Genomic DNA, 17,519 nt, shown 5'->3' on the forward strand with positions numbered 1-17,519 from the left:
GGTGCTCCTATTTACCGGTTACTTTGGAGGATATCATGTCTTATGAAAAAGTAGCTCAGGCTAAAAAGATAATAGTAGGATCAAAGCAAACAGTGAAAGCACTGAAGGCTGGCGAAGTAATCGAACTGGTCATCGCGAAGGATGCTGACATGAAAGTGACAGCGAATCTATTGCAAACTGCCAGGGAAATGAACACCGCCATCACTTATGTCGACTCTATGAAAAAATTAGGGAAGGCATGCGGGATTGCCGTAGGAGCTTCAGCTGTAGCGATTACCAAGTAAAAACTGTTTTTGCAGTGAACTGCAAGAACTTTGTTTTTTGTAAAAAAATGAACCACCTGGATGTGTGGGCTTACACAAAAAGTGAAGGGAGGAAAAAAACATGCCTACAATTAACCAATTAGTGCGCAAGCCACGTAGCTCAAAAGAGGAGAAGTCAAAATCTCCGGCGCTAAATAAAGGTTACAACAGCTTCAAAAAAGCACAAACTAACGTTTCATCTCCACAAAAGCGTGGTGTATGTACTCGTGTTGGTACTATGACTCCAAAGAAGCCGAACTCAGCGTTGCGTAAATACGCTCGTGTACGTTTGACTAACGGAATCGAGGTAACAGCTTATATCCCTGGTATCGGGCACAACCTTCAAGAACACAGTGTTGTTCTTATCCGTGGAGGACGTGTAAAGGACTTACCGGGTGTACGTTACCACATCGTTCGTGGTGCTCTTGATACTGCTGGTGTTAACAACCGTATGCAGGGCCGTTCTAAGTACGGTACTAAGAGACCAAAAGCAGCAAAGAAATAACAAACAAAACTAATAACCCTTTTTGAAAGGAGGAAATTACATGCCACGTAAAGGTCCAGTTGCAAAGAGAGACGTATTGCCGGATCCGATTTATAACTCAAAGCTTATCACTCGTTTGATCAACAAGATGATGATCGATGGTAAGAGAGGTAAATCACAAAAGATCCTTTATTCAGCTTTTGATATCATTCGTGAGCGTTCAGGCAAAGAGCCTATCGAAGTATTCGATGCAGCTCTTAAGAACATCATGCCTGTTCTAGAAGTAAAAGCACGCCGTGTAGGTGGAGCTAACTACCAAGTACCAGTTGAGGTGCGCGCAGACCGCCGTACAACTCTTGGTCTTCGTTGGTTAGTAAACTACTCACGTCTTCGTGGGGAAAAGACAATGGAAGAGCGTCTTGCTAACGAAATTCTTGACGCTGCTAACAACACTGGTGCTTCTGTTAAGAAGCGCGAAGATACACACAAAATGGCGGAAGCAAACAAAGCATTCGCTCACTATCGTTGGTAGAATTACCTTCAATCTAAAAACATTCATACTAGGAAGGAGAAAGACCAAATGGCAAGAGAGTTCTCCTTAGAAAAAACTCGTAATATTGGAATCATGGCTCACATTGATGCTGGTAAAACAACAACAACTGAGCGTGTTCTTTATTATACTGGCCGTATTCACAAAATCGGCGAAACACACGAAGGTGCTTCTCAAATGGACTGGATGGAGCAGGAACAAGAGCGTGGTATCACGATCACTTCTGCTGCAACAACAGCTTCTTGGAAAGAACACCGCGTAAACATCATCGATACACCAGGACACGTAGACTTCACTGTTGAAGTTGAACGTTCACTTCGTGTACTTGATGGTGCAGTAGCAGTACTTGACGCACAGTCAGGTGTTGAGCCTCAAACAGAAACAGTTTGGCGCCAGGCTACAACTTATGGAGTTCCACGTGTAGTATTCGTTAACAAAATGGATAAGCTAGGCGCGGACTTCCTATACTCTGTATCAACTATTCATGATCGTCTTCAAGCTAACGCTCACCCGATCCAACTTCCGATCGGTGCTGAAGATGAGTTCGAAGCAATCATCGACTTAGTTGAAATGAGAGCAATCTTCTACGGTAATGACCTTGGAACAGAAATCACTGTTGGGGAAATTCCAGAAGAATATATGGCTCAAGCTGAAGAATATCGTGAAAAGTTAGTTGAAGCGGTAGCTGAGCTTGATGAAGAGTTAATGGAAAAATATCTTGGCGGAGAAGAGCTTACAGTCGAAGAGATCAAAGCTGCAATCCGTAAAGGTACTACAAATGTTGAGTTCTACCCAGTTATCTGTGGTTCAGCATTCAAAAACAAAGGTGTTCAGTTGATGCTTGATGCAGTAATCGACTACCTTCCATCTCCGTTGGATGTACCTTCTATTCAAGGTCACCTTCCAGATACAGATGAAGTGGTTGAGCGTCATTCAGATGACAGCGAGCCTTTCTCAGCACTAGCTTTCAAAGTTATGACTGACCCTTATGTTGGTAAGTTAACATTCTTCCGCGTTTACTCTGGTACTCTTGAGTCTGGTTCTTATGTCCAGAACTCAACTAAAGGAAAGCGTGAGCGTATTGGACGTATCCTTCAGATGCACGCGAACAGCCGTCAGGAAATCTCAAAGGTTTACGCTGGCGACATCGCTGCAGCTGTTGGTTTGAAAGATACAACTACTGGTGACACTCTATGTGATGAAAAGTCTCTAGTTATTCTTGAATCCATGCAGTTCCCAGAGCCTGTAATCCAGTTATCAGTTGAGCCTAAGTCAAAAGCTGACCAGGACAAGATGACAACTGCATTGCAAAAGCTTCAAGAAGAAGATCCTACATTCCGCGCACACACTGACCAGGAAACTGGACAGGTTATCATCGCTGGAATGGGTGAGCTTCACCTTGACATCATCGTTGACCGCATGAAGCGCGAATTTAAAGTGGAAGCTAACGTAGGTGCGCCTCAGGTTGCATACCGTGAAACTTTCCGCGAATCAGCTTCTGTTGAAGGTAAATTTGCACGTCAGTCTGGTGGACGTGGTCAATTCGGACACGTTTGGATCGAATTCTCTCCAAACGAAGAAGGAAAAGGTTTCGAATTCGAGAACGGCATCGTCGGTGGTGTAGTTCCACGTGAATACATCCCAGCTGTTCAAGCTGGTCTTGAAGATGCTCTAGATCGCGGAGTTCTTGCAGGATATCCACTTGTTGACATCAAGGCAAGACTGTTTGACGGTTCTTACCACGATGTTGACTCCTCTGAAATGGCGTTTAAAATCGCTGCTTCAATGGCACTTAAGAATGCTGCTTCCAAGTGTAAGCCAGTCATCCTTGAGCCAGTCATGAGGGTTGAAGTTGTTATCCCTGAAGAATACCTTGGAGATATCATGGGTATGATTACCGCTCGTCGCGGACGCGTCGAAGGTATGGATGCTCGTGGTAACGCACAAGTTGTCCGTGCGATGGTTCCACTTTCAGAAATGTTCGGTTATGCAACTGCTCTTCGTTCAAGCACACAAGGCCGCGGTGTATTCTCAATGCACTTCGACCACTACGAAGAAGTTCCTAAATCTGTTTCTGAAGAAATCATCAAAAAAAATAAAGGTGAATAATTGATTTTCACCTATTAATCAAGTATAACTACTAATGTAAGCATAACGCTGTGGAATAGGGATCCTATTTCACAGCACATTAAAATATACTTAATTTTCATAAATTAAAGGAGGATTTTTCTAATGGGAAAAGCTAAATTCGATCGTTCTAAGCCACACGTTAACATTGGTACAATTGGTCACGTTGACCATGGTAAAACTACTCTAACAGCTGCTATCACTACTGTTCTTTCTAAAGTAGGTGGCGGTGAAGCACGCGGTTACGACCAAATCGACGCTGCTCCAGAAGAGCGCGAGCGTGGAATCACAATCTCAACTGCACACGTTGAGTACGAAACTGAAACTCGTCACTATGCACACGTTGACTGCCCAGGACACGCTGACTATGTTAAGAACATGATCACTGGTGCTGCGCAAATGGACGGCGGAATCCTTGTAGTATCTGCTGCTGATGGTCCAATGCCACAAACTCGTGAGCACATCCTTCTTTCTCGTCAGGTAGGCGTACCTTACCTTGTTGTATTCATGAACAAGTGTGACATGGTTGACGACGAAGAACTTCTTGAATTAGTAGAAATGGAAGTACGTGACCTTCTTTCTGAATACGACTTCCCTGGCGATGACATCCCAGTTATCAAAGGTTCTGCTCTTAAAGCTCTTGAAGGAGCTCCAGAATGGGAAGAAAAAATCACTGAGCTTATGGCTGCAGTTGATGAGTACATCCCAACACCAACTCGTGACACTGACAAGCCTTTCATGATGCCTGTTGAGGACGTATTCTCAATCACTGGCCGTGGAACAGTTGCTACTGGACGTGTTGAGCGTGGACAAGTTAAAGTCGGTGACGTAATCGAAATCATCGGTATGACTGAAGAGCCAAAATCTACAACTGTAACAGGTGTTGAAATGTTCCGTAAGCTTCTTGACTATGCAGAAGCTGGAGACAACATCGGTGCACTTCTTCGTGGGGTAGCTCGTGAAGATATCCAACGTGGTCAAGTACTTGCTAAGCCAGGTTCTGTTAAGCCACACACAAAGTTCACTGCTGAAGTATACGTTCTTTCAAAAGAAGAAGGTGGACGTCACACTCCATTCTTCACAAACTACCGTCCACAGTTCTACTTCCGTACAACTGATGTAACTGGTATTTGTAACCTTCCTGAAGGCGTAGAAATGGTTATGCCTGGTGATAACATCGAAATGACTGTTGAACTAATCGCTCCAATCGCTATCGAAGAAGGAACTAAGTTCTCAATTCGTGAAGGCGGCCGTACTGTAGGCGCTGGCGTTGTAGCTTCAATTCAAGAGTAATTTTAATAAAATGCAAAACAGCTGGATGACGATCCAGCTGTTTTTTTTGATTAATTTTCGTATGACTAGAACATATTTAAGAAACCTGTGCCATTTTAATAACAAAACTCTGCAAACAAATGTAGAAAGTGAACTTACAATCCCATATAAAAAGCATAACGTTCCCTATAATAAGCAGGGAGAGAGTTTATCGTCACTTATATCCCGATAATGAGCCCATAAAAGTTGAGGAATATAGTTTATCGTCAACTAATAGTAAATTTTGTCCCGTAACGTGGAAGAAAAAAAGATTACGGGTCACATAAATTTGCATTTAGCTTGGCAACTCTGAGTAAACACTCCAGACAACTCAGCCATGGGTAATAACAGCCGGAAAAAAATGTAGAAGTGACAGTTTCCCTTGCTGGAGAACAGTTTCACCAACTAACTATCTTCCCTATAAACGATATCTGAATCAGTTTCTTCTATATATATAACCTTTAAACAAAAGGAATATTTTTCACCACGTCCAAATAGTTAGAAATCTTCTTCTCCCCTTGTAAAATGCATTAACCCCCGCTATAATAGTAAAAGTGTGTTAAACATAATGAAATTGCAGAAATGATGTTGCGTTTGAGTTATGTTTTATGTATAATAGACAATGTTGGTCTTTGACTGCGATGATGCGAAAGGTTGCTGACACACCCGGCCGCTTTGCCATGGCGAGTGTGTGGGAAATTTTCGCGGAGAATGTCTATTTTAAAATAGGCGAAAAGGAGGGAAAGTAATGGCAAAACAAAAAATTCGTATCCGTTTGAAAGCTTATGATCACAGGATTCTTGATCAATCTGCAGAGAAAATTGTTGAAACTGCGAAACGTTCTGGTGCGGCGGTGTCTGGTCCAATCCCACTACCTACAGAAAAGTCAATTTACACAATTCTTCGTGCGGTGCATAAGTACAAGGATTCACGTGAGCAGTTCGAAATGCGTACGCATAAGCGTCTGATTGATATCATCAATCCGACTCCGCAAACGGTCGATTCACTAATGCGTTTAGACCTGCCATCAGGTGTAGATATCGAAATCAAACTTTAATAAATAAACCATTATAATTCACAGGAGGTGTGACTGAAATGACCAAAGGAATCTTAGGAAGAAAGATCGGTATGACTCAAGTATTTGCTGAAAACGGCGACCTTATCCCGGTTACTGTTGTAGAAGCTTCTCCAAACGTAGTGCTTCAAGTGAAATCTGCTGAGACAGATGGCTACGAAGCAATCCAGCTTGGCTTTGAAGACAAGCGCGAAAAGCTTTCTAACAAACCAGAAAAAGGCCACGTTTCAAAAGCAAACACTGCTCCTAAGCGCTTCGTAAAAGAATTCAACGGAGTCGATGTAGCAGGATATGAAGTTGGTCAGGAAGTCAAAGTTGATATTTTCGCAGAAGGCGATATCGTAGATGTTACAGGAATCTCAAAGGGTAAAGGTTTCCAAGGTGCTATCAAGCGTCACGGACAATCTCGCGGACCAATGGCTCACGGTTCTCGTTACCACCGCCGCCCTGGTTCAATGGGTCCTGTTGCTCCAAACCGCGTATTCAAAGGTAAACTTCTACCTGGACGCATGGGTGGAGAGCAGATCACTGTTCAAAACCTGCAAATCGTTAAAGTTGACGCAGAGCGTAACCTTCTTCTTATCAAAGGAAACGTTCCTGGTGCTAGAAAAGCCCTTCTAAAAATCAAAGGTGCTGTAAAAGCTAAGTAATTTTTACAGGAAAGGAGGAAATTAGTATGCCTAAAGTAGCATTATTCAACCAAGCTGGTTCACAAGTTGGAGAAATCGAACTTAACGATTCAGTATTTGGTATTGAGCCTAACAACCACGTAATGTTCGAAGCAGTAGTAATGCAGAGAGCTTCATTACGTCAGGGAACTCATAAAACTAAAATTCGTTCTGAAGTAGCGGGCGGTGGACGTAAGCCGTGGAAACAAAAAGGTACTGGACGTGCTCGTCAAGGATCTATCAGATCTCCACAATGGCGCGGAGGCGGTACTGTATTCGGACCAGTTCCACGCAGCTACAGCTATAAATTGCCTAAGAAAGTTCGTCGTTTAGCGATCAAATCTGCTTTATCATCAAAAGTACAAGCTGAGAACATCCTTGTTCTTGAGAGCCTAGCTTTCGAAGCTCCAAAGACAAAGGAATTCAAGAGTGTACTAAATGGTCTATCTGTTAATACGAAAGCATTGATCGTAACAGCAGGTCTTGAAGAAAACGTCGCTCTATCTGCACGTAACATTCCTGGAGTAACTGTGGTTACTGCCGAGGGAATCAACGTATTGGATGTTCTAAATCATGATAAGCTGATCATGACAAAAGCAGCTGTTGAAAAAGTAGAGGAGGTGCTTGCATAATGGATGCACGCGATATCATTAAGCGCCCCGTTATCACAGAACGTTCTTCTGATCTAATGGCTGAGAAGAAGTACACTTTCGAAGTTGATACTAGAGCTAACAAAACTCAAGTTAAAGATGCGATTGAAACTATTTTCGGCGTTAACGTTGAAAAAGTCAACATCATGAACTACAAAGGTAAGTTCAAGCGTATGGGCAAGTTCGGCGGTTACACAAACAAACGTCGTAAAGCTATCGTTAAGCTTACTCAAGACAGCAAAGAAATCGAATTCTTCGAAGTATAATAAACCAATAAGAAGAGGAGGGAAACGAAATGGCGATTAAAAAGTACAAACCTACCTCCAACGGTCGTCGTAATATGACAGCATCTGATTTTGCTGAGATTACAACTGACAAGCCGGAAAAATCCTTGCTTGCTCCGTTGCACAGAAAAGGCGGTCGTAACAACCAGGGTAAGTTAACTGTTCGTCATCAAGGTGGCGGCCATAAGCGTCAGTATAGAATCATCGACTTTAAACGTACAAAAGATGGCATTCCAGGACGCGTTGCCACAATTGAGTATGATCCAAACCGTTCAGCAAACATTGCGTTAATTAATTATGTAGATGGTGAAAAGAAGTATATCCTAGCTCCTAAAAACCTAGTAGTAGGTATGGAAGTAATGTCTGGCCCAACAGCTGACATCAAAGTAGGTAACGCTCTTCCACTAGCTAACATTCCAGTTGGTACAGTAGTACACAACATCGAATTGAAGCCTGGCAAAGGCGGACAATTAGTTCGTTCTGCTGGAACTTCTGCACAGGTTCTTGGTAAAGAAGGCAAATATGTATTGATTCGTTTGAACTCAGGCGAAGTACGTATGATCCTTTCTGAGTGCCGTGCAACTGTTGGTCAAGTTGGTAACGAACAACACGAATTGATCAACATCGGTAAAGCAGGTCGTTCACGCTGGTTAGGCAAGCGCCCAACAGTTCGTGGATCTGTAATGAACCCTAACGATCACCCACACGGCGGTGGTGAAGGACGCTCTCCAATCGGACGTAAATCACCAATGTCACCATGGGGCAAGCCGACTCTTGGATTCAAGACTCGCAAAAAGAAAAACAAATCCGACAAGTTTATCGTACGTCGTCGTAAAAAATAACGGGATTGGGCTACGGTTCGAGGGAACCGTAGGGCAATCACGAAGGGAGGTTCAATCATGGGTCGCAGCTTAAAAAAAGGACCTTTTGTTGATGAGCACTTAATCACAAAGATCGAAAAGTTAAATGAAACTGAAGGCAAGAAAGTTGTAAAAACTTGGTCTCGCCGTTCAACGATCTTCCCACAATTCATCGGACACACAATTGCTGTCTACGATGGTCGCAAACATGTACCTGTTTATGTCACTGAAGACATGGTAGGCCACAAGCTTGGAGAATTCGCTCCAACTCGTACTTACAAAGGACATGGTAATGACGATAAGAAAACAAGACGTTAATGAGAGGAGGGCATCCAAATGCAAGCTAAAGCTGTTGCAAGAACAGTTCGTATTGCTCCTCGTAAAGCTCGCTTAGTTCTAGATTTAATTCGAGGAAAGCAAGTTGGTGAAGCAGTTGCTATTTTAAACCTTACCCCTAAGGCAGCTTCTCCAATCGTAGAAAAAGTGTTGAAGTCTGCATTGGCTAATGCAGAGCACAACTATGAGATGGATGTTAATAACCTTGTCGTATCGGAAGCTTACGCTAACGAAGGACCAACGTTGAAACGTTTCCGTCCACGTGCTATGGGCCGTGCAAGTGCTATTAACAAACGTACTAGCCACATTACAATCGTTTTATCAGAAAAGAAGGAGGGATAATCAGTGGGTCAAAAAGTAAATCCAGTCGGTTTGCGTGTCGGAATCATCCGTGATTGGGAGTCAAAATGGTACGCAGGCAAAGACTATGCTGATCTTTTACACGAAGACCTTAAGGTTCGTGAGTACATCACTAAGCGTTTACGCGATGCATCTCTTTCTAAAGTAGAAATCGAGCGCGCTGCAAACCGCTTGAATGTAACTGTCCACACAGCGAAGCCAGGAATGGTGATCGGTAAGGGTGGTACAGAAGTTGAAGCACTTCGTAAAGCGCTAAACGAACTGACAGGCAAACGTGTTCATATAAACATTCTTGAAATCAAAAAAGCTGATATCGATGCGAAATTGGTTGCTGAAAACATCGCACGCCAATTGGAAAACCGTGTTTCTTTCCGTCGCGCACAGAAGCAAGTTATCCAACGTGCAATGCGTGCTGGCGCTAAAGGTATCAAGACAATGGTATCTGGCCGTCTTGGCGGTGCAGACATCGCTCGTTCAGAACATTACAGCGAAGGAACAGTTCCACTTCATACTCTTCGTGCCGATATCGATTATGCTACTGCTGAAGCAGATACAACTTACGGTAAGCTAGGCGTTAAAGTATGGATTTATCGTGGAGAGGTCCTTCCTACGAAGAAGAAAACTGAGGAAGGAGGCAAATAATATGTTATTGCCTAAACGCGTTAAATATCGCCGTCAACACCGTGGCAAGATGCGCGGTCAAGCTAAAGGCGGTACTGAAGTAAACTTCGGTGAATTCGGTTTGCAAGCTCTTGAAGCTTCTTGGATCACAAACCGTCAAATCGAATCTGCCCGTATTGCAATGACTCGTTACATGAAGCGTGGCGGTAAAGTCTGGATCAAGATTTTCCCTCACAAGCCATATACTGCAAAGCCTCTAGAAGTCCGAATGGGTTCTGGTAAAGGTGCTCCTGAAGGTTGGGTAGCAGTTGTTAAACCAGGCAAAGTAATGTTCGAAGTTGCTGGCGTATCTGAAGAGATCGCACGTGAAGCATTACGCCTTGCATCACACAAACTTCCTGTAAAGTGCAAGTTTGTTAAACGAGAAGAAATTGGTGGTGAATCTAATGAAAGCTAATGACATTCGTGACCTTACCACTGCTGAAATTGAACAAAAAGTTAAATCATTAAAAGAAGAGCTATTCAACCTGCGCTTTCAATTAGCGACTGGACAACTTGAAAACACAGCTCGCATTCGTGAAGTACGCAAAGCGATTGCTCGCATGAAAACTGTAATTCGTGAACGAGAGATCGGCGTTAACAGATAATTGAGAGGAGGTTCTCACAATGAGTGAACGCAACCAACGCAAAGTTTATACTGGACGCGTAGTATCAGACAAGATGGACAAAACTGTTACTGTTCTTGTTGAAACATACAAAAAGCATCCTTTATACGGCAAGCGTGTAAAATACTCTAAGAAATTCAAAGCTCATGATGAGCAAAATGAGGCAAAAATCGGCGACGTAGTACGTATCATGGAAACTCGTCCGCTATCTGCCACAAAACGTTTCCGCCTTGTAGAAGTGGTGGAAAAAGCTGTTATTATCTAATTGTTCGGATTAAGGTTTATTCCGAAGGGAGGTTACTCGCATGATCCAACAGGAAACACGTTTAAAAGTTGCTGACAATTCAGGTGCTCGTGAGGTTCTTACTATTAAGGTTCTTGGCGGTTCTGGCCGTAAGACTGCTAATATCGGAGACGTTATCGTTTGCACAGTGAAACAAGCAACACCAGGTGGCGTTGTTAAAAAAGGTGACGTTGTCAGAGCAGTTATCGTTCGTACAAAAACTGGTATGCGCCGTACTGACGGTTCTTACATCAAATTTGACGAGAATGCTTGTGTAATCATCCGTGACGATAAGAGTCCTCGTGGTACTCGTATCTTCGGACCAGTTGCACGTGAGCTTCGTGACAACAACTTCATGAAGATCGTTTCATTAGCTCCAGAAGTACTATAATCTATTTCAAATGCCTTTAAGGAGGTGCACACAGATGCATGTAAAAAAAGGTGACAAAGTAATGGTCATCTCTGGTAAGGACAAAGGCAAAACAGGGATCATCCTTGAAGCTTATCCAAAGCAAAGCCGTGTTCTTGTTGAAGGAATCAACATCGTGAAAAAACACGCTAAGCCTTCTCAAGTAAATCCACAAGGTGGAATCTTGAACCAGGAAGCACCTATCCATGTATCAAACGTAATGCCTTTAGATCCGAAGTCTGGCAAGCCAACCCGAGTTGGTTACACTGTCGAGAACGGCAAGAAGGTACGCGTTGCTAAACAATCCGGTGAAGTTCTAGATAAATAGTCTATTGAAGAAGGGAGGTACAATCGATGAACCGCCTAAAAGAAAAGTTCAACAATGAAATTACTCCTGCTCTTATGAGCAAGTTTAACTATAAGTCAATCATGGAAGTTCCTAAACTTGAAAAGATCGTAATCAACATGGGTGTAGGTGACGCTGTTGCCAACGCTAAAGCTCTTGATGTTGCAGTTGAGGAATTAGCTACAATCACAGGCCAAAAGCCAGTAGTGACTCGTGCTAAGAAATCAATCGCTGGCTTCCGCCTTCGTGAAGGTATGCCAATCGGTGCGAAAGTAACACTTCGCGGTGAGCGCATGTACGAATTCATCGACAAGTTAATTTCAGTATCTTTACCACGTGTACGTGATTTCCGCGGTATCTCTAAGAAGTCTTTTGACGGACGCGGTAACTACACACTTGGTGTAAAAGAACAGTTAATCTTCCCTGAAATTGATTACGATAAAGTAAATAAAGTACGTGGCATGGACATTGTTATTGTAACGACTGCTAACACTGATGAAGAAGCTCGTGAACTATTAACACAATTCGGAATGCCATTTCAAAAGTAATCTCTAATAAGAGGGAGGCGAAAACGTGGCTAAGAAATCAATGATTGCGAAACAAAAACGCACGCCTAAATATAAAGTACAAGAGTACACTCGCTGTGAGCGCTGCGGCCGTCCGCACTCTGTATACCGCAAATTTAAGCTTTGCCGTATTTGTTTCCGTGAATTAGCATACAAAGGACAAATTCCTGGTGTGAAAAAAGCTAGCTGGTAAAACTGAAAGCTCTGGAAGGAGGTAAATTAAATGGTCATGACAGATCCGATTGCAGATTTGCTAACTCGTATTCGTAACGCGAATATGGTTCGTCACGAAAAATTAGAAGTACCTGCTTCTAACATTAAAAAAGAAATCGCTGATATCCTTAAGCGTGAAGGTTTCGTGCGTGACGTTGAATATATCGAAGACAATAAGCAAGGTATCATCCGTATCTTCTTGAAGTACGGTGCAAACAATGAGCGTGTTATCACTGGTCTTAAAAGAATCAGTAAGCCAGGACTTCGCGTTTATGCAAAATCTACTGAAGTACCTCGTGTACTTAATGGTTTAGGTATTGCTCTTGTATCAACTTCAAACGGCGTTTTAACTGACAAAGAAGCTCGCGCTAAGCAAGTGGGCGGAGAAGTTTTAGCATACGTTTGGTAATAGATTTTTCTGAATGAATGGAGGTGCAACAAATGTCACGCGTAGGTAAAAAACCAATTGAAATTCCAGCTGGTGTTACTGTTACTCTTGATAACAATCACGTAACAGTAAAAGGACCAAAAGGTGAATTGTCTCGTACTTTTCACTCTGACATCGAAATCAAGATCGAAGAGAACGTAATCAACATCTCTCGCCCAACTGATAACAAGGAACATCGTGCATTGCACGGAACGACTCGTGCTGTTCTTGCTAACATGGTTGAGGGTGTATCTAAAGGATTCGAAAGAGGTCTTGAGTTAGTAGGTGTCGGTTACCGTGCGTCTAAGCAAGGTACCAAGCTTGTACTTAACGTAGGATACTCACACCCTGTTGAAATCGAGGCAGAAAAAGGCCTTGAGATCGAAGTTCCGACAAACACAAAGGTGATTGTAAAGGGAACTGACAAAGAACGTGTTGGCGCATTAGCTGCTAACATCCGTGACGTACGTCCACCAGAGCCTTACAAAGGCAAAGGTATTCGTTATGAAGGCGAATATGTACGCCGCAAAGAAGGTAAAACAGGTAAGTAATGCCGCATAGGTTAACGAAAGGAGTGACGTAAATGATTACGAAGGCTGATAAAAACGCTACTCGCCGTAAAAGACACGGTCGTGTCCGTGCGAAACTTAGCGGAACTGAAGCTCGTCCTCGTCTAAATGTGTTCCGTTCTAACAAGCACATTTATGCTCAACTAATCGACGATGTAAAGGGAGTAACTCTAGCGAGTGCTTCTACTTTAGATAAAGAAGTTAATGTTGAAGGCAATAACCTGGAAGCAGCAAAGCAAATTGGTGAATTGATCGCTAAGCGCGCTGTAGAAAAAGGTTATAAATCAGTAGTATTTGACCGTGGCGGATACCTCTATCATGGTCGCATCCAGGCACTTGCTGATGCTGCCCGCGAAAACGGCTTAGAATTTTAATAGAAAAAGGAGGGACACAAAAAGATGCGTCGTATTGATCCAAACAAACTTGAACTTGAAGAACGCGTAGTTACGATTAACCGTGTTGCAAAAGTTGTTAAAGGTGGACGCCGTTTCCGTTTTTCTGCTCTTGTAGTAGTAGGAGATAAAAACGGTCATGTCGGTTTTGGTACTGGTAAAGCACAAGAAGTACCTGAAGCGATTCGCAAAGCTATCGAAGATGCGAAGAAGAACCTAATCCAAGTACCTATGGTTGGTACAACAATTCCTCACCAAGTTATCGGACACTTTGGTGCTGGTGAGATCCTTCTGAAGCCTGCTTCTGAAGGTACTGGAGTTATCGCTGGCGGACCAGTTCGTGCGGTACTAGAATTAGCAGGTGTACATGATATCCTTTCTAAGTCATTAGGAACAAACACACCAATTAATATGGTTCGTGCAACTCTAGAAGGTCTATCTCAACTTAAGCGTGCAGAGGAAGTAGCAAAGCTACGCGGTAAATCTGTGGAAGAACTGTTAGGATAAGGAGGGAAATCAAATGGCTAACAAATTAGAAATTACCCTCACTCGCAGCCTGATCGGCCGTCCGCAAGATCAGCGCGAAACAGTTAAGGCTCTTGGCTTACGTAAAGTTAACCAAACAGTTGAGAAGGTTGATAATGCAGCAATCCGTGGCATGATCAACAAAGTTTCTCACCTTGTTACTGTAAACGAAAAATAATTTATCCTTTTTAAAATAAGGAGGTGCCAACATGAAACTTCATGAATTAAAGCCTGCAGAAGGTTCCCGTAAAGAACGCAAGCGTCTAGGACGCGGTATCGGTTCTGGCCAAGGTAAAACTGCTGGTAAAGGTCATAAAGGTCAAAACGCTCGTTCTGGCGGCGGTGTACGCCCTGGTTTTGAAGGTGGTCAAACTCCTTTATTCCGACGCTTGCCAAAACGCGGTTTCACGAACATCAACCGCAAAGAGTACGCAGTCGTTAACCTTGATGCTCTAAACGTATTCGAAGATGGAACTGAAGTGACTCCAGAACTTTTAATTGAAACAGGTCTTGTCAGGAAGGAATTAGCAGGTATTAAAGTACTTGCTAAAGGAAGCCTTGAAAAGAAACTAACTGTTAAAGCTCATAAGTTCTCCTCTGCAGCCGAAGAAGCGATTAAAGCTGCCGGCGGTCAAACTGAGGTGATTTAATGTTCCAGACAATCTCCAATTTTATGCGCGTGGGTGAAATTAGAAATAAAATTCTCTTCACCCTTTTAATGTTGATTGTATTTCGTCTCGGTACATTTATTCCTGTACCGAGCGTAAATGCAGATATTCTGAAAGCACAGGATGACATGAGTGTCTTCGGTGTGCTGAATACTTTCGGTGGCGGTGCGCTGCAGAACTTCTCTATCTTCGCGATGGGAATCATGCCGTACATCACTGCTTCAATCATCATCCAGCTCTTGCAGATGGATGTTGTGCCAAAGTTTACTGAATGGTCCAAACAAGGAGAAGTCGGACGCCGTAAATTAGCTCAGTTTACCCGCTATTTCACGATCGTTCTTGGTTTTATCCAGGCACTAGGTATGTCTTATGGCTTTAACAATATGGCAGGCGGATTATTGATCCAAAATGCCGGTATCGCTACTTACTTGCTGATTGCTACGGTCTTGACTGCCGGAACCGCATTCCTTATGTGGCTCGGTGAGCAGATCACTGCAAAAGGCGTAGGAAACGGTATTTCAATTATTATCTTTGCAGGTATTGTTGCTGGTATTCCGACAATGGTCAACCAGATTTATGCACAGCAGTTCTCTGATGCGGGAGACGCTTTGTTCCTTCGTATCGTGACTATGCTGCTAATCCTATTGGCTGTTATTGCAATTGTCGTTGGTGTTATTTTCATCCAGCAGGCAACTCGTAAAATACCTATCCAGTACGCTAAACGCATGAGCGCAGGAAACAACGCGGTTGGCGGCCAGAACACTCACCTTCCATTGAAAGTGAATGCTGCTGGTGTCATCCCGGTCATCTTCGCGATTTCGTTTATCGTAACACCTCCGACAATCGCTCAGTTCTTCGGCACGAATGATGTGACACTTTGGATTCAGAAGACGTTTGATTATACACAGCCGATCGGCATGATCGTCTATGTGGCATTGATCATTGCGTTCACGTATTTCTATGCGTTCATCCAGGTAAATCCTGAACAAGTTGCCGAAAACCTGAAGAAGCAAGGCGGATATGTCCCAGGCATCCGTCCGGGAAAAAACACACAGGAGTACTTGACTAGGGTCCTTTACCGTCTGACATTTGTCGGCGCGATCTTCCTTTCAGTAATCTCTGTGCTGCCAGTATTTTTCATTAAATTTGCTGGTCTGCCTCAATCTGTACAGATTGGCGGAACAAGCTTGCTGATCGTAGTCGGCGTTGCGCTTGAAACGATGAAGCAGCTTGAAGCTCAGCTTGTAAAACGCCATTATAAAGGCTTTATAAAATAAGATTTAGGGGACTCGTGTTCCCTGAATCTTTAATAGAGACTGAGGGGGGAAATCTTGTGAATTTGGTTCTGATGGGGCTTCCGGGTGCCGGGAAGGGCACGCAAGCCGATAAAATTGTTGGTAAATACAACATCCCTCATATCTCAACAGGAGATATGTTCCGTGCAGCTATCAAAGAAGGAACGGAACTTGGATTACAGGCAAAATCATTTATGGACAAAGGAGAGCTAGTTCCTGATGAAGTAACGATCGGGATTGTCCGTGAGCGCTTAAGCAAAGCTGACTGTGAAAAAGGATTCCTTTTGGATGGATTCCCGCGCACAGTTGCCCAGGCTGAAGCTCTGGATTCTATGCTTGCTGATCTTGGCAAAAAAATTGATTTTGTCATCAACATTGATGTTGATCAAAGCATTCTAATGGAACGTTTGACAGGACGCAGGATTTGTAAGAACTGCGGCGCTACGTACCACCTTGTGTTCAACCCTCCTGCAAAGGAAGGCGTTTGTGACCGCTGTGGCGGCGAGCTTTACCAGCGCGCTGATGACAACGCTGAAACTGTTCAAAACCGTCTGGATGTAAATGTCCAGCAAACAAAGCCTCTGTTGAACTTCTATGAAGATAAAGGCTACTTACGCAATATCAACGGTCAGCAAGACATTGATGTCGTATTCGCTGATATCGAAGAATTGCTTGGGGGCTTAAATTAATGATCGTTTGTAAAACCCCTCGTGAAATAGAGATTATGCGAGAAGCAGGTCGCATTGTAGCGATGACTCACCAGGAGCTGAAAAAGCATATTTCTCCTGGCATTACAACTAAAGAACTGGATGCAATTGCCGAGGATTTCATCCGCAAACAAGGTGCAACTCCTTCTTTTAAAGGTTATAATGGTTTTCGCGGCAGCATCTGTGCATCAGTTAATAACGAACTAGTTCACGGGATTCCTGGCAAACGGGTTTTGAATGAAGGCGACATCATCAGTATTGATATCGGAGCAAAGTACAACGGATACCACGGGGACTCTGCATGGACTTACCCGGTAGGAAAAATTGATGAAGAAGCCCAGCGTCTTTTGGACGTGACTGAGGAGTCGTTGTTCAGAGGCTTGAAAGAAGCCAAGCCGGGGGAACGTCTTTCGAACATCTCCCATGCGATTCAAACGTATGTGGAATCAGAAGGCTTTTCTATTGTTCGTGAGTATGTCGGCCATGGAATTGGGCAAGAATTGCATGAGGACCCGCAAATTCCTCATTACGGACCTCCTAACAGAGGACCTAGGCTGAAGCCAGGTATGGTTCTATGTATAGAGCCGATGGTGAATGCAGGAAGCCGCTATGTTAATACGTTAGCCGATGATTGGACTGTTGTAACGGTTGACGGCAAAATGTGTGCCCACTTTGAGCATACAATCGCGATCACAGAAACTGGTTTTGAGATTTTAACAAAAGCCTGATCAGCGTGATTGGCCGTCTGGTTCTGTTTTTAGTCTTTAAATAGGCGGAAATGTGATTTCTATGCGGACGGGATGCCAGCTTTATGTTATAATCATAA

The 17,519-nt window shown here is 43.4% G+C and carries 29 protein-coding genes; all 29 read left to right on the forward strand.

The features are described 5' to 3' along the window. Positions 1-35 precede the first annotated feature (35 nt). On the forward strand, positions 36-284 hold the full coding sequence (locus tag DYI25_RS20940; RefSeq protein ID WP_041966529.1) for a 50S ribosomal protein L7ae-like protein: 249 nt from the start codon (positions 36-38) through the stop codon (positions 282-284). 100 nt (positions 285-384) lie between these two features. Then, the gene (gene rpsL, locus DYI25_RS20945; protein ID WP_023626436.1) at positions 385-807 is read left to right on the forward strand and encodes a 30S ribosomal protein S12; all 423 of its coding nucleotides are present in this window, start codon (positions 385-387) and stop codon (positions 805-807) included. 40 nt (positions 808-847) lie between these two features. Continuing rightward, the gene (gene rpsG / locus DYI25_RS20950) at positions 848-1,318 is read left to right on the forward strand and encodes a 30S ribosomal protein S7 (protein ID WP_023626435.1); all 471 of its coding nucleotides are present in this window, start codon (positions 848-850) and stop codon (positions 1,316-1,318) included. 48 nt (positions 1,319-1,366) lie between these two features. Further along, positions 1,367-3,445 (forward strand): elongation factor G, encoded by a 2,079-nt coding sequence (gene fusA / locus DYI25_RS20955; RefSeq protein WP_213372617.1) that lies wholly within the window; start codon positions 1,367-1,369, stop codon positions 3,443-3,445. Positions 3,446-3,568: 123 nt separating this feature from the next. Further along, positions 3,569-4,756 (forward strand): elongation factor Tu, encoded by a 1,188-nt coding sequence (gene tuf / locus DYI25_RS20960; protein ID WP_213372619.1) that lies wholly within the window; start codon positions 3,569-3,571, stop codon positions 4,754-4,756. 766 nt (positions 4,757-5,522) lie between these two features. Next, positions 5,523-5,831, forward strand: coding sequence for a 30S ribosomal protein S10 (gene rpsJ / locus DYI25_RS20965; RefSeq protein WP_009791329.1), 309 nt, complete (start codon positions 5,523-5,525; stop codon positions 5,829-5,831). 38 nt (positions 5,832-5,869) lie between these two features. Next, on the forward strand, positions 5,870-6,499 hold the full coding sequence (rplC, locus tag DYI25_RS20970) for a 50S ribosomal protein L3 (protein ID WP_192472780.1): 630 nt from the start codon (positions 5,870-5,872) through the stop codon (positions 6,497-6,499). A gap of 26 nt (positions 6,500-6,525) precedes the next feature. Next, positions 6,526-7,149, forward strand: coding sequence for a 50S ribosomal protein L4 (gene rplD, locus DYI25_RS20975; protein ID WP_213372621.1), 624 nt, complete (start codon positions 6,526-6,528; stop codon positions 7,147-7,149). Further along, complete coding sequence (rplW, locus tag DYI25_RS20980) at positions 7,149-7,433, forward strand: 50S ribosomal protein L23 (RefSeq protein ID WP_213372623.1); 285 nt, start codon at positions 7,149-7,151, stop codon at positions 7,431-7,433. The genes rplD and rplW overlap by 1 nt, the downstream gene beginning before the upstream one ends. Before the next feature lie 29 nt (positions 7,434-7,462). After that, complete coding sequence (gene rplB, locus DYI25_RS20985) at positions 7,463-8,293, forward strand: 50S ribosomal protein L2 (RefSeq protein WP_023626427.1); 831 nt, start codon at positions 7,463-7,465, stop codon at positions 8,291-8,293. 57 nt (positions 8,294-8,350) lie between these two features. Beyond that, entirely contained in the window at positions 8,351-8,629 is a 279-nt protein-coding gene (gene rpsS, locus DYI25_RS20990) for a 30S ribosomal protein S19 (RefSeq protein ID WP_044393904.1), read from the forward strand. An 18-nt stretch (positions 8,630-8,647) separates the two neighbouring features. Beyond that, a complete protein-coding gene (gene rplV / locus DYI25_RS20995; RefSeq protein WP_079504264.1) occupies positions 8,648-8,989 on the forward strand; it encodes a 50S ribosomal protein L22 in 342 nt (113 codons plus the stop codon). 3 nt (positions 8,990-8,992) lie between these two features. Further along, positions 8,993-9,649 (forward strand): 30S ribosomal protein S3, encoded by a 657-nt coding sequence (gene rpsC / locus DYI25_RS21000; RefSeq protein WP_144481258.1) that lies wholly within the window; start codon positions 8,993-8,995, stop codon positions 9,647-9,649. Between the two features lies 1 nt (position 9,650). After that, a complete protein-coding gene (gene rplP, locus DYI25_RS21005) occupies positions 9,651-10,085 on the forward strand; it encodes a 50S ribosomal protein L16 (protein WP_102264859.1) in 435 nt (144 codons plus the stop codon). Then, positions 10,075-10,275, forward strand: a complete 201-nt coding sequence (rpmC, locus tag DYI25_RS21010; protein ID WP_023626422.1) for a 50S ribosomal protein L29 — start codon at positions 10,075-10,077, stop codon at positions 10,273-10,275. The genes rplP and rpmC overlap by 11 nt, the downstream gene beginning before the upstream one ends. A gap of 19 nt (positions 10,276-10,294) precedes the next feature. Next, on the forward strand, positions 10,295-10,558 hold the full coding sequence (rpsQ, locus tag DYI25_RS21015) for a 30S ribosomal protein S17 (protein ID WP_023626421.1): 264 nt from the start codon (positions 10,295-10,297) through the stop codon (positions 10,556-10,558). Between the two features lie 40 nt (positions 10,559-10,598). Further along, positions 10,599-10,967 carry a 50S ribosomal protein L14 gene (gene rplN / locus DYI25_RS21020; RefSeq protein WP_023626420.1) on the forward strand — a complete coding sequence of 123 codons (369 nt, stop codon included), beginning with the start codon at positions 10,599-10,601 and terminating at the stop codon, positions 10,965-10,967. A gap of 34 nt (positions 10,968-11,001) precedes the next feature. Beyond that, positions 11,002-11,313 carry a 50S ribosomal protein L24 gene (gene rplX, locus DYI25_RS21025; protein WP_213372625.1) on the forward strand — a complete coding sequence of 104 codons (312 nt, stop codon included), beginning with the start codon at positions 11,002-11,004 and terminating at the stop codon, positions 11,311-11,313. A 26-nt stretch (positions 11,314-11,339) separates the two neighbouring features. After that, on the forward strand, positions 11,340-11,879 hold the full coding sequence (gene rplE, locus DYI25_RS21030) for a 50S ribosomal protein L5 (RefSeq protein WP_041966519.1): 540 nt from the start codon (positions 11,340-11,342) through the stop codon (positions 11,877-11,879). Between the two features lie 25 nt (positions 11,880-11,904). Further along, positions 11,905-12,090: a 30S ribosomal protein S14 gene (gene rpsN / locus DYI25_RS21035; protein WP_009499044.1), complete on the forward strand. Its 186-nt coding sequence runs from the start codon at positions 11,905-11,907 to the stop codon at positions 12,088-12,090. A 30-nt stretch (positions 12,091-12,120) separates the two neighbouring features. Further along, on the forward strand, positions 12,121-12,519 hold the full coding sequence (rpsH, locus tag DYI25_RS21040; RefSeq protein ID WP_213372627.1) for a 30S ribosomal protein S8: 399 nt from the start codon (positions 12,121-12,123) through the stop codon (positions 12,517-12,519). Between the two features lie 32 nt (positions 12,520-12,551). Next, positions 12,552-13,088 (forward strand): 50S ribosomal protein L6, encoded by a 537-nt coding sequence (gene rplF / locus DYI25_RS21045; protein ID WP_213372629.1) that lies wholly within the window; start codon positions 12,552-12,554, stop codon positions 13,086-13,088. A 32-nt stretch (positions 13,089-13,120) separates the two neighbouring features. Next, positions 13,121-13,480, forward strand: a complete 360-nt coding sequence (gene rplR / locus DYI25_RS21050) for a 50S ribosomal protein L18 (RefSeq protein WP_023626415.1) — start codon at positions 13,121-13,123, stop codon at positions 13,478-13,480. A gap of 24 nt (positions 13,481-13,504) precedes the next feature. Then, positions 13,505-14,005, forward strand: coding sequence for a 30S ribosomal protein S5 (rpsE, locus tag DYI25_RS21055; RefSeq protein ID WP_213372631.1), 501 nt, complete (start codon positions 13,505-13,507; stop codon positions 14,003-14,005). 13 nt (positions 14,006-14,018) lie between these two features. Beyond that, positions 14,019-14,201 carry a 50S ribosomal protein L30 gene (rpmD, locus tag DYI25_RS21060; RefSeq protein WP_102264865.1) on the forward strand — a complete coding sequence of 61 codons (183 nt, stop codon included), beginning with the start codon at positions 14,019-14,021 and terminating at the stop codon, positions 14,199-14,201. A gap of 31 nt (positions 14,202-14,232) precedes the next feature. Then, positions 14,233-14,673 carry a 50S ribosomal protein L15 gene (rplO, locus tag DYI25_RS21065; RefSeq protein ID WP_041966516.1) on the forward strand — a complete coding sequence of 147 codons (441 nt, stop codon included), beginning with the start codon at positions 14,233-14,235 and terminating at the stop codon, positions 14,671-14,673. Then, complete coding sequence (gene secY / locus DYI25_RS21070) at positions 14,673-15,968, forward strand: preprotein translocase subunit SecY (protein WP_213372633.1); 1,296 nt, start codon at positions 14,673-14,675, stop codon at positions 15,966-15,968. The genes rplO and secY overlap by 1 nt, the downstream gene beginning before the upstream one ends. A 56-nt stretch (positions 15,969-16,024) precedes the next feature. Beyond that, on the forward strand, positions 16,025-16,675 hold the full coding sequence (locus tag DYI25_RS21075) for an adenylate kinase (protein WP_213372635.1): 651 nt from the start codon (positions 16,025-16,027) through the stop codon (positions 16,673-16,675). Further along, positions 16,675-17,421, forward strand: a complete 747-nt coding sequence (map, locus tag DYI25_RS21080) for a type I methionyl aminopeptidase (protein ID WP_213372637.1) — start codon at positions 16,675-16,677, stop codon at positions 17,419-17,421. The genes DYI25_RS21075 and map overlap by 1 nt, the downstream gene beginning before the upstream one ends. Positions 17,422-17,519: the final 98 nt, after the last annotated feature.

It is taken from the genome of Mesobacillus boroniphilus, assembly GCF_018424685.1.
Classification (GTDB): domain Bacteria; phylum Bacillota; class Bacilli; order Bacillales; family Cytobacillaceae; genus Mesobacillus; species Mesobacillus boroniphilus_A.

Excerpts from the sequence above, each read along its gene's own strand:
- DYI25_RS20940 (WP_041966529.1), top strand. The coding sequence starts at position 36 with ATGTCTTATGAAAAAGTAGCTCAGGCTAAAAAGATAATAGTAGGATCA.
- rpsL (WP_023626436.1), top strand. The coding sequence starts at position 385 with ATGCCTACAATTAACCAATTAGTGCGCAAGCCACGTAGCTCAAAAGAG.
- rpsG (WP_023626435.1), top strand. The coding sequence starts at position 848 with ATGCCACGTAAAGGTCCAGTTGCAAAGAGAGACGTATTGCCGGATCCG.
- fusA (WP_213372617.1), top strand. The coding sequence starts at position 1,367 with ATGGCAAGAGAGTTCTCCTTAGAAAAAACTCGTAATATTGGAATCATG.
- tuf (WP_213372619.1), top strand. The coding sequence starts at position 3,569 with ATGGGAAAAGCTAAATTCGATCGTTCTAAGCCACACGTTAACATTGGT.
- rpsJ (WP_009791329.1), top strand. The coding sequence starts at position 5,523 with ATGGCAAAACAAAAAATTCGTATCCGTTTGAAAGCTTATGATCACAGG.
- rplC (WP_192472780.1), top strand. The coding sequence starts at position 5,870 with ATGACCAAAGGAATCTTAGGAAGAAAGATCGGTATGACTCAAGTATTT.
- rplD (WP_213372621.1), top strand. The coding sequence starts at position 6,526 with ATGCCTAAAGTAGCATTATTCAACCAAGCTGGTTCACAAGTTGGAGAA.
- rplW (WP_213372623.1), top strand. The coding sequence starts at position 7,149 with ATGGATGCACGCGATATCATTAAGCGCCCCGTTATCACAGAACGTTCT.
- rplB (WP_023626427.1), top strand. The coding sequence starts at position 7,463 with ATGGCGATTAAAAAGTACAAACCTACCTCCAACGGTCGTCGTAATATG.
- rpsS (WP_044393904.1), top strand. The coding sequence starts at position 8,351 with ATGGGTCGCAGCTTAAAAAAAGGACCTTTTGTTGATGAGCACTTAATC.
- rplV (WP_079504264.1), top strand. The coding sequence starts at position 8,648 with ATGCAAGCTAAAGCTGTTGCAAGAACAGTTCGTATTGCTCCTCGTAAA.
- rplP (WP_102264859.1), top strand. The coding sequence starts at position 9,651 with ATGTTATTGCCTAAACGCGTTAAATATCGCCGTCAACACCGTGGCAAG.
- rpmC (WP_023626422.1), top strand. The coding sequence starts at position 10,075 with ATGAAAGCTAATGACATTCGTGACCTTACCACTGCTGAAATTGAACAA.
- rpsQ (WP_023626421.1), top strand. The coding sequence starts at position 10,295 with ATGAGTGAACGCAACCAACGCAAAGTTTATACTGGACGCGTAGTATCA.
- rplN (WP_023626420.1), top strand. The coding sequence starts at position 10,599 with ATGATCCAACAGGAAACACGTTTAAAAGTTGCTGACAATTCAGGTGCT.
- rplX (WP_213372625.1), top strand. The coding sequence starts at position 11,002 with ATGCATGTAAAAAAAGGTGACAAAGTAATGGTCATCTCTGGTAAGGAC.
- rplE (WP_041966519.1), top strand. The coding sequence starts at position 11,340 with ATGAACCGCCTAAAAGAAAAGTTCAACAATGAAATTACTCCTGCTCTT.
- rpsH (WP_213372627.1), top strand. The coding sequence starts at position 12,121 with ATGGTCATGACAGATCCGATTGCAGATTTGCTAACTCGTATTCGTAAC.
- rplF (WP_213372629.1), top strand. The coding sequence starts at position 12,552 with ATGTCACGCGTAGGTAAAAAACCAATTGAAATTCCAGCTGGTGTTACT.
- rplR (WP_023626415.1), top strand. The coding sequence starts at position 13,121 with ATGATTACGAAGGCTGATAAAAACGCTACTCGCCGTAAAAGACACGGT.
- rpsE (WP_213372631.1), top strand. The coding sequence starts at position 13,505 with ATGCGTCGTATTGATCCAAACAAACTTGAACTTGAAGAACGCGTAGTT.
- rpmD (WP_102264865.1), top strand. The coding sequence starts at position 14,019 with ATGGCTAACAAATTAGAAATTACCCTCACTCGCAGCCTGATCGGCCGT.
- rplO (WP_041966516.1), top strand. The coding sequence starts at position 14,233 with ATGAAACTTCATGAATTAAAGCCTGCAGAAGGTTCCCGTAAAGAACGC.
- secY (WP_213372633.1), top strand. The coding sequence starts at position 14,673 with ATGTTCCAGACAATCTCCAATTTTATGCGCGTGGGTGAAATTAGAAAT.
- map (WP_213372637.1), top strand. The coding sequence starts at position 16,675 with ATGATCGTTTGTAAAACCCCTCGTGAAATAGAGATTATGCGAGAAGCA.